This window comes from Proteus sp. fly-1067, from assembly GCF_040139345.1.
In the GTDB taxonomy this organism is placed as follows: Bacteria; Pseudomonadota; Gammaproteobacteria; order Enterobacterales; family Enterobacteriaceae; genus Proteus; species Proteus vulgaris_B.
Genome location: NZ_JBEEUL010000005.1, coordinates 107,189 through 123,239 on the forward strand (window position 1 = coordinate 107,189; position 16,051 = coordinate 123,239).

Sequence of the window (16,051 nt, forward strand, 5' to 3'; positions counted from 1 at the left end):
AATTAATTATTCTCCCGCTTCATTGATAATGGGAATGGCTGACTGTTCTCATATTTCCCTTGGCAATCAGCAATATTTTGGCTTCCTGGTTGGCAAATAATGTTTGGCATCAAATAGTTTGAACCATCACTACACAGAGCCTGGCCTTGGTTATTTATATTCAGCCCACCTTGATTGACGGCTGCGTTAACAGGGGCTTTACAGGTCACCCCATCACTGCGTGTCATTACGACTTGTCCTTTGCCATTATCTAATTGATAGTTCAGGCTCAGTGGTTTACCTGTTTTTTGATCTTGAATACCTGCACCTGCTTTCCATTGGCCATTAAGGAATTGGGTTGAGCCGTTAGCTAGCGCATTTGCAGGAATAGTCAGTGGTGTTGTGTTATCAGCAGTGGCTGGTGGTGTGACATCTGGTGGCGCATTAGGATCAACCGGAGGAATCGCAGTATTGTTCTCATTTCCTGCATTTTGAGGAGTATCTGTTTTCGGTTGCTCATTTTGTGTTGCGGGATCAACGGGAGACACATTCGGTTGTTGCGCATCGTCGGGCGCTACTCCTTCAGGTAAAGCACCTTGGTTATTGTCTATTTGAGGATCAACCACCGGTAAACCTGTATTAGGATCAATTACTGCGCCGTTCCCATCAGTGGCATTAATCACATTTCCATTTGCATCGACGGTGCCTAATGTTCCTGTGTGAACGGTGCCTGTTGGTACGCCAACTGTATGCCCATTAGTAACCACAGTGGGGACTCTTGGCTTTTCAAGCGTAGGATCAGGTAATTTAGGCGCTTCAATATCGGGTGTTTTAATATCGATTGTCGGTAATGTGGGTGTTGAGAAACAGCCTCTTAAGAAGAAAATAGCGAGTAGAAGTAATAATAAAGGTAACAGCCACCATAAAAAACGCCACCAAGGGCGCTTTGTATCAGTAATGATGACTTTTTCTTGTACGGGTGGAACGGCTGTTGATGTTGGTGCGATTGGCGCAACAATAGGTTTTAAGCAAGCAACAGGGTCAACTCTTAGTTGTTGATTGGCGCTGACAAATCCCCAAAAGGTAATAATCGGTTGGCCATCAACAATAAAAATATGGTTTTCGTCAGGAAATTGGATTGTCTTACTGAGGAGTGCGCCAAAAAGCTGACTTTCTTTATTTCCAGCTCTTTGCTGTTCTTGTTCGCTAAAGGCGATTAAATCATCTTGATTTTTTTTCAGCACAGCATAAGCGGCAGTACGCTCTTCTTCTGAAGCCGCAGACCAAGGGATAACAGAGCCGTCAATCGGTGAATACCAATCAATGCGTTCGCCGGTTTCATTCGGCTGAGGAATGGCAAGGCATTGAGAAATATGTACCTTTCCTCTTAAACGCAAAGTTTCACGTAGCTGCAGTGCAGAGATATAAACAGCCTGTCCATTTTCTCCCATAGGGAGGTAACTTTCTAATTTACCACTTCGTAAGAATGCTTTATTCACGACGATCATTCCGCTAGGCAAGATTATCTATGGGTAAGTTGGCTTATCCGTAAATAGGCTTTAAGGCTAAAAATAAAGATATAAAATTTATATACATTTTATATTATCAGAAATTGAGTGTCTATCTAGCGGATTATTTAGGGTTAATTAACTGATTATTATTAAAGACTTTTTTATTTTTCTTGAGTAAAAGAGGAATATTGAGATAACGATTATGTTAATTAAATAATGACGTTACAGGTTGCGCTATATTTTCTTAAATATATGGATAAAATCACCGATATATTGATTTTTACATTAAAAAATAATGAAATGGGAGAAAAAAAAGACAAAATATAAAAAGGTAAACCATCAGGTAACATCTGGTCGTTGTGATAGTAATCACAAAATAGGTTTATTCTTAATAATGAGTGAATAAGAAAAGAAACAAAAATAATCAATTAAAGAAGAGTCTTAAATAGATAAGATATAGCACCTACTAGCTTCAATATAATAATAAATTACGCGAAATACGTGAAAAACTTCACCCTCAATGTTGAAACAAAGAGGGTGAAATAAATATTAAAAATAGTAATCAATCATTATTTACAGTTCTTCGGAATATAATCTTCAATTGCTTTTCGAGTCATTAAACTGACTTCATTGGCATTACGCGCAGTGAAGACTTTCCCTCCCGTTGCATTCGCCACACAGTTGCCTGCGCCTGTACCTAAAATATCAACAACGTTAATTACGGCGCGAGGATGAGCTCGTTTTAATGTTCTGGCAGCTGCGCATGGATCTTGATCGCAAGACTCTAAACCGTCAGATAATAAGACAATAATAGTGTCACGATTATTACCTTTGATTAGAGAGCCAGCTCGTTGAATAGATTCGGCTAATGGTGTACCGCTATCAGGTTCAATACGTTTAATGTAGTTAAGCAATTTTGAGCGTTCATTGCCGCCGTAAGCAGGACTTGATTTCACTACACCGCAGTCTGATGCCACAACGGTAGTAATTTTCATATCTGAAGGAATACTATTAATAATCTTTGTCGCTGCATTTCTTGCTACAGTGATTCGACGAGGTTCGGCATCATAGCCCGCGAAGAGCTTTCCTGTGCTTGAAATAAAGTCTAAATCGTCTTCTGTTAAACTCATACTCAGCGCCATTGAGCCTGAAGCATCAAAGATAATAATTACTTGTGGTGCTAGTTCTGGTGGGCGATCAGCTGGACACATTTGTTTTATCTTGCTGGCTAAGCGATTTTCACAGGTTGCATTAGCTGCCTTTTCTGTTACACCCGTTTTTTTTAATTCATCTTGTACACAAGCTTCTAGTGGCGTAAGTTTTTTCACTGGCACAGGTTTTGGCACAGGTTTTGGTTCAGGAATAGGTTCAGGTACTGGAACGGGTTCAGGGATCGGCTCTGGAATAGGTTCTGGTACTGGTTCTGGCTCAGGAATGGGCTCTGGCTCAGGTACGGGTTCTGGTGGTATTACAACGGCAGGTTTTTCTTCCACAACAGGAGGAACGGCCGTGGGATCAAAACACCCTTTTAGCCAAGATGCCAATAAAATTAAAAACAGCAAGAATAAGAAGAGTAATAGCCAACGTAACCAGCGATTGCGTGTTTTGGCTGGCACATCCGCGAGTGCGGCACCCGCAGCTGCGGCACTTGCACCAGCGGTAACTTGTGCAATTGGTGGTGGTAATGGGGTTGTGCGTGGCCACCATGTAATAACAGGTTGCCCATTAATCACATAGACACTTTCGCTATCAGGTAGCGTTGATGCCGTATCTAAAAGATGGCGCTCTTCATCTGTAATTCTGTTTTGCGAAGCTAATAACGCTGTTTGTGTTTTAATATCGTTAAGGCGTTCATCTAAAATACGTCTTATTTCTTGTTGTTCTTGGCCTTGTAACGAGGTCAAAGCAACAGGATTACCAGAAATTGCAGAATACCATTCAATAACGTCATCCGATTTCTTTTCTGGCGTGGCAAATAGTGCTCGATACTTAGTCGGAAAATGTTGTATCAGCAATTGAAGTAACTGCTGTTGATGAGTTAAGGCAAAATCGGCGCGGGAAATATCAGCTGTTAATCGTGAAATTCGATTCATATTTTAGAGAGCCTTTGTGACGGCTATATTCGTTTAAAGAGAGAAATTTAAGATATCAATATTACTGACTATAACGGTTTTATTGAAAAGGTGAAATTAAAGCGTTCATTTTTTTAATCTAAGGCAAAATAAATTTTTATAGTACTTAGGCTTTAGTTTATTGCTAAATTCGCTCAATTTATTTCTCTATTTTAACAGACAAAATAATCTATTTGCTTATTTCTCTTTTTACCCTTTAGGATGACGCCTTTATGTTAAAGGCGAAGATTACAAATCAACTAACTCTCACCATTGAGTGCTGATGAATATTGATATAGCACATAGAGTATCGACGGGTTACAAGGTATGTTACCCACACTATAAAATAGCCAAATCATTCGCTTTTGAGGGAATTTATTTCCCCTCTTTACGTAGATACAACCGTAGGTTTCTGATGACAAATAAAATAAATAATAGCCCATTACTTAATGATGTAACTCGTTACTGGAATATCAGAGCAGAAAGTTATAGTGAATCTAATCAACAAGAATTGCTGAGTGAAAAACAACAAAAATGGCGTCATTTATTATTGGGGCATGTTAAAGAGGGCGAAACTTTAAAAGTACTAGATATTGGAACTGGCCCAGGCTTTTTTGCCATTTTATTAGCGTTATCTGGACATGATGTAACAGCAATTGATGCAACTGAAGGCATGTTGCAGGAAGCCAAACAGAATGCACAAACACATCAGGTAAATATTCAATTTATTCGTGGAGATGTACATCAACTGCCTTTTGCCAATGAGCAGTTTGATCTTGTTGTCAGCCGTAATGTCACTTGGAATTTAAAAGCACCACAAGTGGCGTATTCAGAATGGTTTCGTGTATTAAAGTCGGGCGGTAGTTTAATTAATTTTGATGCTAACTGGTATTTACACCTTTTTGATGAGGCATATTGGCAAGGTTTTGTGGCAGATAGAGCTCGTTCAATAGAAGAACAAGTTGAAGATCACTATGTAAATACTGATACAAAAGAGATGGAGCGAATTGCACGCCAACTTCCATTGAGTCAAATAAAACGTCCTCAATGGGACATTAATACCTTGCTAGAGATTGGTTTTAATCGATACATGATAGACACTCGCATTGGTGATTTTGTGTGGAATGAAGAAGAAAAAATTAATTATGGATCAACACCGATGTTTATGATCCACGCACAAAAAACAACATATAAATAATGAAAGGAGAATAACGTGAAGCCTTTATTTTCGGTGATCCCAACCCTGTTATTAACACTTGCATGTGTATTTCCAGCACTTGCAGATAAAAGCAATAACATATTGGATTATGCCAGCACAAAAGATATTCGTGATATTAACCCTCATCTCTACTCTGGTGAGATGGCCGCTCAAAACATGGTATTTGAATCCCTTGTATTAAATACCGAAAAAGGTGTTGCACCTTATTTAGCTCAGCGTTGGGATATTTCCCCTGACGGCAAAAGTTATACCTTTTATTTACGCCATGATGTGACCTTTAGTGATGGCGAACCGTTTAATGCCAAAGCCGTAAAATTAAATATTGAAGCTGTATTAGATAACTATGAACGACATGCGTGGCTAGAGTTAGTTCGTCAAATTGATAGCGTTGAAGTTGTTGATGAATTTACCGTTAAATTAAATTTAAAAAACCCTTACTACCCAACATTAACTGAATTAGGTTTAACTCGCCCATTCCGCTTTATTTCGCCAAATTCATTTATTAATGGCAAAACAAAAACAGGCGTTGCGAACTATATTGGTACGGGGCCTTGGGTATTAACTGAACATAAAAAAGACCAATACGCAGAGTTTAAAGTTAACCCAAATTATTGGGGAGAAAAACCTGTATTAAATGGGGTAATGTGGCGAGTGATCCCAGACCGACAAACGATGCTACTTTCTCTACAAAAGGGAGATATTCAGCTTATATTTGGTGCTGATGGTGACATGTTAGATATGGATTCATTTGAAGCCCTTATGGCATCAGATAAATTTAAAACTGAAATGAGCGCTCCAATTGCGTCTCGTGCTATTGTGCTAAACAGTAGTCGTCCAATGACATCAAACCAACATGTTCGCCAAGCATTGCAATATGCAGTCGATAAAGAGGGAATTGCACAAGGTATTTTAGCGGGCAGTGAAAGAGTCGCAGATACCTTAATGGCGCGCAGTGTGCCTTATTGTGATTTTAGCTCGCCAATCTATGCTTATCAGCCGGCAAAAGCGGTTGAATTATTAGAGGCCGCGGGCTGGGTATTACCAAAAGGTGAGACTATCCGTCAAAAAGATGGTCAGAAACTACAATTATTGCTCTCTTATAATGTAAATAACGCAGTAGAAAAAGAAATTGCCGAACTCATTCAAGATGATTTTAAAAAGATTGGTGTTGGTCTGACGATTTTAGGTGAAGAAAAACAAGCTTATTTAGATAGACAAAAAAATGGTGATTTTGATTTACAATATTCGCTTTCATGGGGAACACCTTATGATCCCGCTTCCTTTGTTTCATCTTTTAGAATACCCGCTCATGCGGATTACCAAGGACAAAAAGGATTAGCGAATAAAGCACAATTAGATGCCATGATTGGTGAGCTATTAATTACACCTGATGAAACGCGACGTCAGGCATTATATAAAACCTTATTTACGTCATTAGCTGATCAAGCTGTCTATATCCCATTAACCTATTCTCGTACTAAGGCTATCCACCGAAGTGAATTAGAAAATGTTGGCTTTAATCCGTCTCAATATGAAATACCGTTTGAAAAAATGCATTTTAAGCCGTAGTTAAAACGCTAACTTAGATATGTGTGGCACCTTACATGAAAGTGTCACACTAATTAAACTTTATGCTACGTTATATATTTTGGAGAGTGTTGGCGATATTTCCGCTGGCACTGATGATTTCATTTATTGCTTTTATTCTGTTGGAATTAGCGCCGTCTGATCCTGCGGAAGTCGCATTACGTGTTAATGAAATTGTTCCAACCCCTGAAGCCATTGAGGGTATGCGTCATGAGTTAGGTTTAGATAAACCTTTCTTTACCCGTTATTTTTTATGGTTAATAGCAGGGTTCCAGCTTGATTTTGGTACTTCTTTTCTTACCAGAACCCCAGTTATTCAAGAGATGCTAAGAGCATTACCTCCAACGCTTTGGTTGGCTTCAACAGCCTTATTTTTTACGATTGTTTTGGCACTGCCTTTAGCATTGTGGTGTGTGGTTAAACCCCAAAGTTTTACAGATAAAAGCATTCGTTTTATTGTCTTTATTCTAACGGCTATACCGAATTATTGGCTGGGATTGCTATTGATTTGGGGAGTCGCTGTTTATTTAAATTGGCTCCCTGTCAGTGGAATGTTATCACCACAATCTGTTATTTTGCCTGCATTGGCGCTTTCTTTAGGATATATCGGTACTTATTTACGGCTGTTAAGAGGTGCGATGTTAAATCAATGGCATCAACCTTATGTCTTTTATGCCAAAGCTCGCGGATTACCGGATAACCTTATTTTACGTCGCCATATTTTACGTAATTCGTTGTATTCCAGTTTAACGGCATTGGGTATGAGTATTCCAAAGCTTATTGCCGGTACAGTCGTGATTGAAAATATTTTTGCATGGCCGGGAATTGGGCGACTATGTATCAGTGCTATATTTGGTCGTGATTATCCGATGATACAGGCCTATATTTTATTGATGTCATTGCTATTTCTCTTTTTTAACTTTTTGATGGACGTCATTCAGATGATGGCTGATCCGCGGTTAAGGAGATAATCATGTGGCAACTGTTTTGGCAACGACTTGCAAAAGACAAAAGTGCACAATTGTGTTTATTGGTGATCTCTATTGTGGTTATTGCAGGAATATTGGCTCCTTGGTTAGCACCGCATGATCCCTCTTTAACTTCAATACGTTTGAAATTTAAGCCTATGAGTTTTGATTATCCATTAGGTACGGATAATTTAGGGCGCTGTATCTTTTCAAGATTATTGTTTGGTGTAAGAACGACGGTATTTTATGCCTTATTAGCCATGAGCGTGACATTAATTATTGGCTGGTTAATGGGCATGTTAGCTGGTTTTTTCCATGGAAAAACAGACACCTTGATTATGCGATTATGTGATGTGGTTTTGTCATTTCCTGCAGAAATTATGATCTTAGCATTAGTGGGAATAATGGGGCCGGGTATTGGTAATATCTTAATTGCCGTTATTTTAGTGAAATGGGCGTGGTATGCCAGAATGATCAGAGGGGTTGTTCGCCAATATTCCCATCGTAATTACATTGCATATGCACAGGTGATTGGTGCACCTTCTCACCATATTTTACGACGTCATTTATTACCCGTTACCTTTGCTGAAACTATTGTCTTAGCATCAACCGATATCGGTAGTGTTATTTTAATGATCTCGGCGCTCTCTTTTCTAGGATTAGGTGTACAACCACCGACGCCAGAATGGGGAAATATGCTTAGTGAAGCAAAAAATGTCATGGTATTACACCCAGAGCAAATGTTACCCGCAGGCATTGCAATTACCCTTGTTGTTACCGCATTTAATTTTTGGGGTGATTTTTTACGTGATGTGTTTGATCCGGATAATCGCCAGTCAGTAGGAGAAAAGCATGAACAACTTACTGACACTTGAGCATGTTTCTATTACTCATCAAGAAAGCGGAAAAAAGCTGATTGATAATGTCTCTTTCTCGATAAAGCAAGGACGTACATTAGCGATTGTCGGAGAAAGTGGTAGTGGAAAAAGTGTCATTAGTAAAGCCATTATGGGATTACTGCCTGAACAATTAGTCATGTCAGGGGAGATTTTCTTTGATGGAAAGAAAATTAGTGGTGAGGCATTTTCTCAACGTCGAGCTTTATTGGGAACATCTTTAGGCTTGATTGTTCAAAATGGCATGAGTGCGTTTGATCCTTTGATGAAAATAGGCAAGCAAATTAGCCAAACTTTAATCTACCATTTTTCCTATTCTAAAAAGCAAGCTGTAGAAGAAACTGAGTTAGCATTATCTCATGTATTTCCTCATCAATTTCAATCTATTATGCAAGCATTTCCTCATCAATTAAGTGGTGGACAATTACAACGTGTGATGATTGCGATTGCACTTGCCTTATCACCGAAACTATTAATTGCAGATGAGCCGACAACGGCACTTGATGCACCTCTTCGTCGAGAGATTTTAAAATTGCTCCAGCATGTCGTAACGACTCACCACTCAACACTGATTTTTATTTCCCATGACTTAGGGCTCGTTAATGAAATTGCTGATGATATTGTCGTGATGCTAGGGGGGGAAATGGTTGAGTTTGGTGATAAAACAACCGTTTTAACATCTCCAACGCAGGAATATACGCGTTATTTAATAAATGCACGGCGACAGCTTTCATTACGTTTCGAGCAATTGATTAATAAAAAAACATATTAATATCATCATAATAAAAGAGACGCTATGTTATTAAACGTTGAGAATATCAGTAAGTTTTATACTCAAAGAAATAACACTTTATTCGGTGAAAAAGTGAAGGTCATTGACGCTCTTTCGTTTAATATCAATACCCAAGAAACTTTTGGTTTAGTGGGGGAAAGTGGCAGTGGTAAAAGCACCTTAGCACGTTTAATTTGTGGATTAGAATTACCAGATAGTGGCGCTATCTATTTGAATAATAAATCAGTGACAAAACGACTTCATCGTCAAGGTATTATTAGTATTGTTTTCCAAGATTATACAACATCCGTTAATCCCACATTAACGGTTGGCGAAATTATTGCTGAGCCAGTAAAAATAGTGGCTCCAAGTATTCATCATCAGGCATTAGAAAAGCTTATTTTTGCTTTTTTAGATAAAGTAGGATTACCTAAAAATTGTTATAAACGTTATATCTATGAACTGTCAGGTGGGCAGGCACAACGCGTATGTTTATGTCGTGCATTAGCCTCTTACCCTAAATTAATTGTATTAGATGAAGCGATTAGTTCGTTAGATATTCCTACTCAAGTACAGATATTAGATTTATTAAAACAGTTAAAAGATGAATTCCAATTATCTTATCTTTTTATTAGTCATGATATTCAAACAGTTGCTTACTTTTGCGATAAAGTCATGTTCTTTTTACAAGGTAAGAAGATTGAATTATGTGAGATAAATAACTTAGGTAATGTTACGCATGATTATTCTAAAAAACTTATTCAATCTGTTATCTAATTAATAAACAGCAATAATTTTAAGTATTGCTGTTTGCTGAATTTAATCTATTTAGAGATTATTCATTAAGTGTTCTTGAACGGCTTTTGCATCATTTGAGGCATTGAAATCAATACCGAAATTTAGCATACCTTCTTTGAGTTCAATACGACGAGGCGTTGCCTTAGTACAGGTAATATTCTGTATTTTTTCTTTTACTGTTTCTTGTGCAATTTTAGAGCTTTCACAGGTATTTATGACACCTTTTAGTCCCTCACTACAATAACTATCAATCCCTGTTGTTTTTAAATCATCAGCAGTAAATGCAGACCAATCAAAAGCAACTTTTATATTGGTATCACAGCTTTTATTTAAATCAACAACACGAGATTGAATATTATCTTCAAATTTTTGGTGTAATTCTTTTTCTGCTAATGTTGCTGAAAAAGCAGAAGAAGAAATAAGTAGTAGAGAGAGACTGACAGCAATATTTTTCAACATGATAAAATGCTCCAAAAATGAATGTATAAATTTAAATTAACTTATTAAAAATAAAACAATGGGAAGTTATAACAATAGGAAGATGATTATTTTTAGTGTATTACTCTTTTTTGAATAATATTTTTAATAATTAGTGAGATACCTTTTAATAAAATCATTTTATGATAAGCCAATTAATATTTTTATACGTATTTTTACTCGGACATTAATTAAATGTTCGTAATATTTATAACGAACATAATCGATTCAGTATTTCATTTTAATTGTCAATAAAGTGAAATAAATAAATTATCATTAAAATCAATCAATTAAATTATTGATGTAGATCTGCATCACAAACCAATCTTATTGTGATTGTTTTTTCATCATGCTCGAATTAACTTGCTAACTCGAAGTAGCAAAAATTAGCATAGCGTTAGCAAATGATGAGGGTTCGCATGGAACAACAATATTTTATTGGCGTTGATGTTGGCTCAGCCAGTGTCCGTGCAGCGGTATTTGATAGCAATGGAAAGCGTTTAGGCTTTTCTGTACGCCCTATTGCTCAATTCCGTCCTAAAACGGATTTCGTTGAGCAATCGTCCACCGATATTTGGCAGCAGGTTTGCACTACCGTAAAAGAGTCGGTGGCGTTATCTGCTATTGATCCTATCCATGTGAAATCTATTGGTTTTGATGCCACTTGTTCTTTAGTCGCTGTGGATAAAGAAGGTAAAGGACTTTCGGTTTCGCCAAGCGGTAACGCTGAACAAGATATCATTATGTGGATGGATCATCGGGCCGTACAAGAAACAGTCACCATCAATCTGACCAATGATCCTTCACTGCGATATGTCGGTGGTGAAGTGAGTATTGAAATGGAATTGCCAAAAATTCTGTGGTTAAAAAATCATTACCCAGAGCGTTATCAAGAAGTATGGCGATTCTTTGATTTAGCTGACTTTTTAGTTTGGAAAGCAACATCAGGAGATGTGGCAAGTACCTGTACATTAACCTGTAAATGGAACTATTTAGCACATCAGGGACAATTTAGTGAGAGTTTGTTAGCCGATGTAGGTTTGGATGAATTATTAGAAAAAGTACCACAAACCATTCTGGCATTAGGTGAACAAGCGGGTTGTTTAGATGAATCGGTTGCCAATGCGTTTGGCTTGCACACGGGTGTCATTGTTGCTTCAGGCATTATTGATGCACATGCGGGTGGTTTGGCATTAACGGCATCACAACCTGAAGGGAGTTTGGCAATTATCAGCGGTACGTCTAACTGTCACATGATTGTGAGCCAATATCCCATTATGGTACCCGGTGTTTGGGGACCTTACTTTGGCGCGATGTTACCCGAATTATGGCTAAACGAAGGTGGTCAAAGTGCTGCTGGTGCGTTAGTTGAATGGTCTATCCGCCGTCATGAGTCATGGGCTGAATTAGAGCAAGAAGCGAATGAAAAAGGCGTTAACTACTATGCCTTATTAAACGAAGCTGTCGCTGAATTGGAAGAGAATGAACAATACCCAACCACACAGTTTCATGTTTTAGCAGATCATCATGGTAATCGTTCTCCGCGCGCCAATCCTGCTGCAAAAGGCATGGTAAGCGGGTTAACGCTGGAAAGTGGTCGTGTTGCATTGGCGCGATATTATCTGGCGACACTGCAATCTATTGCTTATGGCACACGCCATATTATCGACACACTTGAAGATGCTGGGCATCAAATCAATCGCATCGTGATGTGCGGTGGCGCGACGAAAAATCCATTGTGGTTACGCGAATATGCCAATGCGACAGGCCGTGAAATTCATTTAGCACAAGAAGAAGATGCCGTGAATTTAGGGGCCGCATTACTAGGTGCTGTAGCCAGTAAAGCCTTTGATGATTTCTCAAAAGCTGCCAGTGCAATGGTGAGAGAAGGTGGCATTATCACACCAGATAGCGACACGTTCGCCTTCCATCAAGCTAAATATCAAGTTTATTTGCAGATGTATCAAGATCAGCAGCGTTATAACGAAATGATGTCAGATTGTTGACCTCTAATTTTTCCGATTATGAACCAAGTTTACCTTACCAGGGATATCTTATGTTGAACTTAAATCTACCAAAATTACCGACAACCATCACAGCAGGTCAGAAAGAGATCTTGATGGTCACTAACGCAGACTTACGTGAGCCTGCAAACGTAACGTGCTGGCCTGTACAGAAAAAATTTGAAGATAAACTGGCCGCGGCATTAGAAGCCCAAGGTTACAAAATGAAGCGTGCTCATGAAATTAATGAAGCTCGCGGTCATGGTTTTATCAGTAGTCAACGTGAAGGTTGTGACATGTTTGCCGCTATCGATCCTGATGCACCGGTTATCGTGTTATTAACAGCATGGCAATATTCGCACCATATTGCCTCTTCATTAGCACACCATCGTGGTCCTATTTTACTGCTGGCTAACTTTGATGGTACATGGCCAGGTCTGGTAGGAATGTTGTGTTTAGCAGGAACGATGACCAGTTTAGGTAAAAATTATTCACGTTTATGGTCAGAAGAGTTTGATGATGAATTCTTTGTAGATGGCTTAGCCACTTGGTTAAAATATGGCTATGTAAATCATAAGCTTAGCTATCTTACAGATATTGCGCCAACACACAGGGTAATGGCGACAGAAGCTGGCGAAGTGGGTCGTAAAGTCGGCGAATATATAATTAAAAATAAAGAAATAATAGGTTTGTTCGATACATTCTGTATGGGAATGATTAACGGGGTCTTCCCACAACAGGCCATGATCAATATTGGTATGCCAATTGAATCCCTTTCTCAATCTGCGTTACTGGTCGAAATGGCAAAAGTACCAACAGAATTAAGAGAGGAATGTTTACAGTGGTACGAAGATAACGGAATGACGTTTATGTTTGGTCAAGATGACAAAACTGAACTCACTCGTGAACAGGTAATGGAGCAGTGCGCCATGATGATTGCAATGGCGCGTTTCGTAAAACGTTTTGGTTTAACTGCGGTGGGTGTGCAATATCAGCAGGGCTTAAAAGATTGTTGTCCAGCGTCTGACTTTGCCGAAGGTGCTATTGGTTCAACAGCACGTTTCCCACTACCAGATGAAAACGGTGAGATTATCTGCCCTAACACGCCAATTCCTTGTATCAATGAAGTAGATATGGGGACGGCTATTCCTCAAACGATGTTATGGCGTTTATTAACATCATTAGGATTACCAGCAGAAACCACATTGCATGATATTCGTTGGGGTAGTGAGTACGAAGGAACATTCTACTGGGATATGGAGATTTCAGGATCGGTTCCTTTTGAACACCTCAAAGGTGGCTTAAAAGGTGCAACAGGTTATCGTCAGCCAGCGATGTTCTTCCCTAAAGGAGGTTCAACTATCGCAGGTCAAGGTAAAGCAGGGCGCTTGTTATGGGGTCGTGCACATTATGAAGGTACTGATGTGATTATGCATATTGGTACGGGTGTGGCGGTAGAATTACCTGAAGCAGAATTTGAACGTCGCCGCAGAGCAACCAACTACGAATGGCCATTATTAAACTGTACGTTAGATGGCGTAACGCGTGATGACCTTATGGCAGGACATCAAAGTAATCACATTACGGTGGCTTACATTGATGAAGATAAATTGGCGTTTGTGCTTAAAGCCTTTGTTGCTCAAGCATTGACTCAAGGTATTCAAGTAAAAGTGGCAGGTGATGCCATTAACCTACTGTAAGGAATTGATGATGAGTCAGCAAAAATACGTCGGTGTTTGGCCTGTTATGTTAACTCCCTTTGATGCCAAAGGGGAGATTGATTGGGCGTCGTTAGAGCGTCTTGTAGACTGGTATATTGATTCTGGTGTACATGGACTCTTTGCTGCTTGCCAATCAAGCGAAATGTTTTATTTAAGTGATGACGAAACTCAAGCACTTACTCGCTTTATCGTTGAAAAAGCAGATGGAAGAGTACCTGTAGTGGCTTCTGGTCATACTGCAACCGCATTAAGTCAGCAAAAAGAACAATTGCAGGCAATGGCAGGTACAGGTGTCGATGGCGTCATTATGATCAGTAATCGCTTAGCGCTTGTTGGTGAGTCAGATGATAAAGCGCTGGAAACACTGCAAGTCTTAACCAATGTGGTACCGAAAGAGATTGATTTAGGTATTTATGAATGTCCTCATCCTTACAAACGCTTGTTATCTGAAGAGATTGTAGAGTGGTGTGCGCAAAGTAATCGCTTTACTTTTATTAAAGATACCTGCTGTTCTTTACCAATGATAGAGCGCCGTTTGGCATTATCAAAAGGAACTCGCTTGCACTTAGCCAATGCGAACAGTCAAACGTTATTAGCATCATTCCAAGCGGGATGTCAGGCATATAGCGGTGTTATGGCTAACTTCCATCCAGAGCTTTATGTTTGGCTTTATGAAAATTGGAAGGATAAACCTGAGCAGGCTGCAGTATTAGCTGATTATTTATCAACAGCAGCAATGACCGAAACACTGGATTATCCAGCATGCGCTAAATATCATCAGCGCCTAATTGGTAACTTCAGCACTCTGGTCTGCCGTTCCCGTAATAGCAGTCAGTTTGAAAACTCATTTTTCCCTTCTGCCGTCAATAGCATGACTGCATTAGGTGAAAACATGAAAAAATGGCTTTCGTTAGATTAATTTAGGACACAGGAGTAGGAATATGCCTTTCGTGATGAAGGAAACCCAGTTTGTGCTTGATAACGCACATTCACTTTTTAATCACTGCCATGCTTCAACGATTGCGCGTGTGCCTAACTCTGAGCGTTTGTTAACCGCTTTTTTTGCTGGTGATAAAGAAGGTAGTGGTAATACTGCTATCTGGCTAGCGATAAAAGAGGGTGAACATTGGCAACACGCTCAACCTGTTGTTAAAAATCCGGGTGTTGCGCACTGGAATCCAGTTTTACATGTTGACCCATCAACAGGTAATATCTGGCTGTTTTATAAAACGGGTCCCGATGTACATAGTTGGACGACCCAATACGTTATCTCGAAGGATGGCGGAAATAGCTGGGGTTTACCGAGTGAATTGGTTTCTGGTGATGTAGCACCTAGAGGTCCTGTGAAGAACAAAGTATTAGTGATGTCGAATGGCGAGTGGCTGGCACCAGGATCGGTTGAGGATGACCAATTCTGGGATTCGTTTGTTGATATATCGAGTGACAACGGTCAGCACTGGTTGCGAGTGGATATTCCGATTGAACACCATAAAGGTGAGCAGGCGGAACATGAAATTTGGCAAGGTTTAAAGGACGATGCCTTATGGGAGACTGATCTACAACGCGTTTTTCAATGGGATGGCGTGATACAGCCAACACTATGGGGATCCCAGCCAGGGCATGTGCATGCCATGATGCGGAGTACGCGCGGTACTATTTATCGTAGCGATTCAACGGATTATGGGCGCAGTTGGTGTCCGGCTTATGCAACAATATTACCAAATAATAATAGCGGCATTGATGTCGTCTCCTTCGCAGATGGTCAACTGGCATTGGTGTATAACCCGAATTCAGGTAACTGGAGCCGTCGTTATCCTATCTCTGTCAGTCTTTCATCCGATAATGGCAGTACTTGGTCTGAACCATTCGATTTACTCGATGGGGAAGGCGAATTTTCATATCCGGCTATTATTGCTGAAAACAATACCCTACACGTGACCTTTACTTGGAATCGAAAAAACATTGTTTATCAGCAATTAATGGCTACTCAATAAAAATGTGGAGAAAGG

Annotated in this window: 13 protein-coding genes; 10 read left to right on the forward strand and 3 right to left on the reverse strand. The window is 39.4% G+C overall.

Annotation, left to right across the window (positions count from 1 at the left end; genetic code table 11):
* Positions 1-2: 2 nt before the first annotated feature.
* Together ABN217_RS09220 and ABN217_RS09225 are read right to left on the reverse strand one after the other, a co-directional pair.
* Positions 3-1,478: an SrfA family protein gene (locus ABN217_RS09220; RefSeq protein ID WP_196554416.1), complete on the reverse strand. Its 1,476-nt coding sequence runs from the start codon at positions 1,476-1,478 to the stop codon at positions 3-5.
* Between the two features lie 581 nt (positions 1,479-2,059).
* Positions 2,060-3,583 (reverse strand): vWA domain-containing protein, encoded by a 1,524-nt coding sequence (locus tag ABN217_RS09225; protein ID WP_349439500.1) that lies wholly within the window; start codon positions 3,581-3,583, stop codon positions 2,060-2,062.
* A 433-nt stretch (positions 3,584-4,016) separates the two neighbouring features.
* Between ABN217_RS09225 and ABN217_RS09230 the strand changes: the two genes are divergently transcribed.
* The 6 genes from ABN217_RS09230 to ABN217_RS09255 all read left to right on the forward strand — a co-directional run bounded on the left by ABN217_RS09230 (position 4,017) and on the right by ABN217_RS09255 (position 9,820).
* Positions 4,017-4,799 carry a class I SAM-dependent methyltransferase gene (locus ABN217_RS09230; protein WP_197269763.1) on the forward strand — a complete coding sequence of 261 codons (783 nt, stop codon included), beginning with the start codon at positions 4,017-4,019 and terminating at the stop codon, positions 4,797-4,799.
* Positions 4,800-4,814: 15 nt separating this feature from the next.
* Complete coding sequence (nikA, locus tag ABN217_RS09235; RefSeq protein ID WP_196554414.1) at positions 4,815-6,389, forward strand: nickel ABC transporter substrate-binding protein; 1,575 nt, start codon at positions 4,815-4,817, stop codon at positions 6,387-6,389.
* 62 nt (positions 6,390-6,451) lie between these two features.
* Positions 6,452-7,378 (forward strand): nickel/cobalt ABC transporter permease, encoded by a 927-nt coding sequence (gene opp1B, locus ABN217_RS09240; protein WP_349459343.1) that lies wholly within the window; start codon positions 6,452-6,454, stop codon positions 7,376-7,378.
* Positions 7,379-7,380: 2 nt separating this feature from the next.
* On the forward strand, positions 7,381-8,250 hold the full coding sequence (gene opp1C / locus ABN217_RS09245; protein ID WP_196554413.1) for a nickel/cobalt ABC transporter permease: 870 nt from the start codon (positions 7,381-7,383) through the stop codon (positions 8,248-8,250).
* On the forward strand, positions 8,228-9,043 hold the full coding sequence (locus ABN217_RS09250; protein WP_197269765.1) for an ABC transporter ATP-binding protein: 816 nt from the start codon (positions 8,228-8,230) through the stop codon (positions 9,041-9,043). Before opp1C ends, ABN217_RS09250 begins: the two co-directional genes overlap by 23 nt.
* Positions 9,044-9,067: 24 nt before the next feature.
* Entirely contained in the window at positions 9,068-9,820 is a 753-nt protein-coding gene (locus tag ABN217_RS09255) for an ABC transporter ATP-binding protein (protein ID WP_197269766.1), read from the forward strand.
* A gap of 51 nt (positions 9,821-9,871) precedes the next feature.
* On the opposite strand, the gene ABN217_RS09260 is transcribed toward ABN217_RS09255, so the two are convergent.
* Positions 9,872-10,300, reverse strand: coding sequence for a hypothetical protein (locus ABN217_RS09260; protein WP_340894284.1), 429 nt, complete (start codon positions 10,298-10,300; stop codon positions 9,872-9,874).
* 437 nt (positions 10,301-10,737) lie between these two features.
* On the opposite strand from ABN217_RS09260, the gene ABN217_RS09265 reads away from it, so the two are divergent.
* From ABN217_RS09265 to ABN217_RS09280, 4 genes are read left to right on the forward strand one after another with little or no spacing between them, the layout of a single operon-like run.
* The gene (locus ABN217_RS09265) at positions 10,738-12,324 is read left to right on the forward strand and encodes an FGGY-family carbohydrate kinase (protein WP_197269768.1); all 1,587 of its coding nucleotides are present in this window, start codon (positions 10,738-10,740) and stop codon (positions 12,322-12,324) included.
* Positions 12,325-12,374: 50 nt separating this feature from the next.
* Complete coding sequence (locus ABN217_RS09270) at positions 12,375-14,021, forward strand: signal transduction protein (protein WP_349459344.1); 1,647 nt, start codon at positions 12,375-12,377, stop codon at positions 14,019-14,021.
* A gap of 10 nt (positions 14,022-14,031) precedes the next feature.
* Positions 14,032-14,961, forward strand: a complete 930-nt coding sequence (locus tag ABN217_RS09275; protein WP_072068875.1) for a dihydrodipicolinate synthase family protein — start codon at positions 14,032-14,034, stop codon at positions 14,959-14,961.
* Between the two features lie 22 nt (positions 14,962-14,983).
* Positions 14,984-16,036 (forward strand): sialidase family protein, encoded by a 1,053-nt coding sequence (locus ABN217_RS09280; RefSeq protein WP_340894279.1) that lies wholly within the window; start codon positions 14,984-14,986, stop codon positions 16,034-16,036.
* Positions 16,037-16,051: the final 15 nt, after the last annotated feature.

Bases quoted from the DNA above. Each gene is read 5' to 3' on its own strand.
- ABN217_RS09280 (WP_340894279.1), top strand. From the start codon at position 14,984: ATGCCTTTCGTGATGAAGGAAACCCAGTTTGTGCTTGATAACGCACAT.
- opp1C (WP_196554413.1), top strand. From the start codon at position 7,381: ATGTGGCAACTGTTTTGGCAACGACTTGCAAAAGACAAAAGTGCACAA.
- ABN217_RS09275 (WP_072068875.1), top strand. From the start codon at position 14,032: ATGAGTCAGCAAAAATACGTCGGTGTTTGGCCTGTTATGTTAACTCCC.
- ABN217_RS09255 (WP_197269766.1), top strand. From the start codon at position 9,068: ATGTTATTAAACGTTGAGAATATCAGTAAGTTTTATACTCAAAGAAAT.
- opp1B (WP_349459343.1), top strand. From the start codon at position 6,452: ATGCTACGTTATATATTTTGGAGAGTGTTGGCGATATTTCCGCTGGCA.
- ABN217_RS09260 (WP_340894284.1), bottom strand. From the start codon at position 10,300: ATGTTGAAAAATATTGCTGTCAGTCTCTCTCTACTACTTATTTCTTCT.
- ABN217_RS09270 (WP_349459344.1), top strand. From the start codon at position 12,375: ATGTTGAACTTAAATCTACCAAAATTACCGACAACCATCACAGCAGGT.
- ABN217_RS09265 (WP_197269768.1), top strand. From the start codon at position 10,738: ATGGAACAACAATATTTTATTGGCGTTGATGTTGGCTCAGCCAGTGTC.
- ABN217_RS09225 (WP_349439500.1), bottom strand. From the start codon at position 3,583: ATGAATCGAATTTCACGATTAACAGCTGATATTTCCCGCGCCGATTTT.
- ABN217_RS09250 (WP_197269765.1), top strand. From the start codon at position 8,228: ATGAACAACTTACTGACACTTGAGCATGTTTCTATTACTCATCAAGAA.
- ABN217_RS09230 (WP_197269763.1), top strand. From the start codon at position 4,017: ATGACAAATAAAATAAATAATAGCCCATTACTTAATGATGTAACTCGT.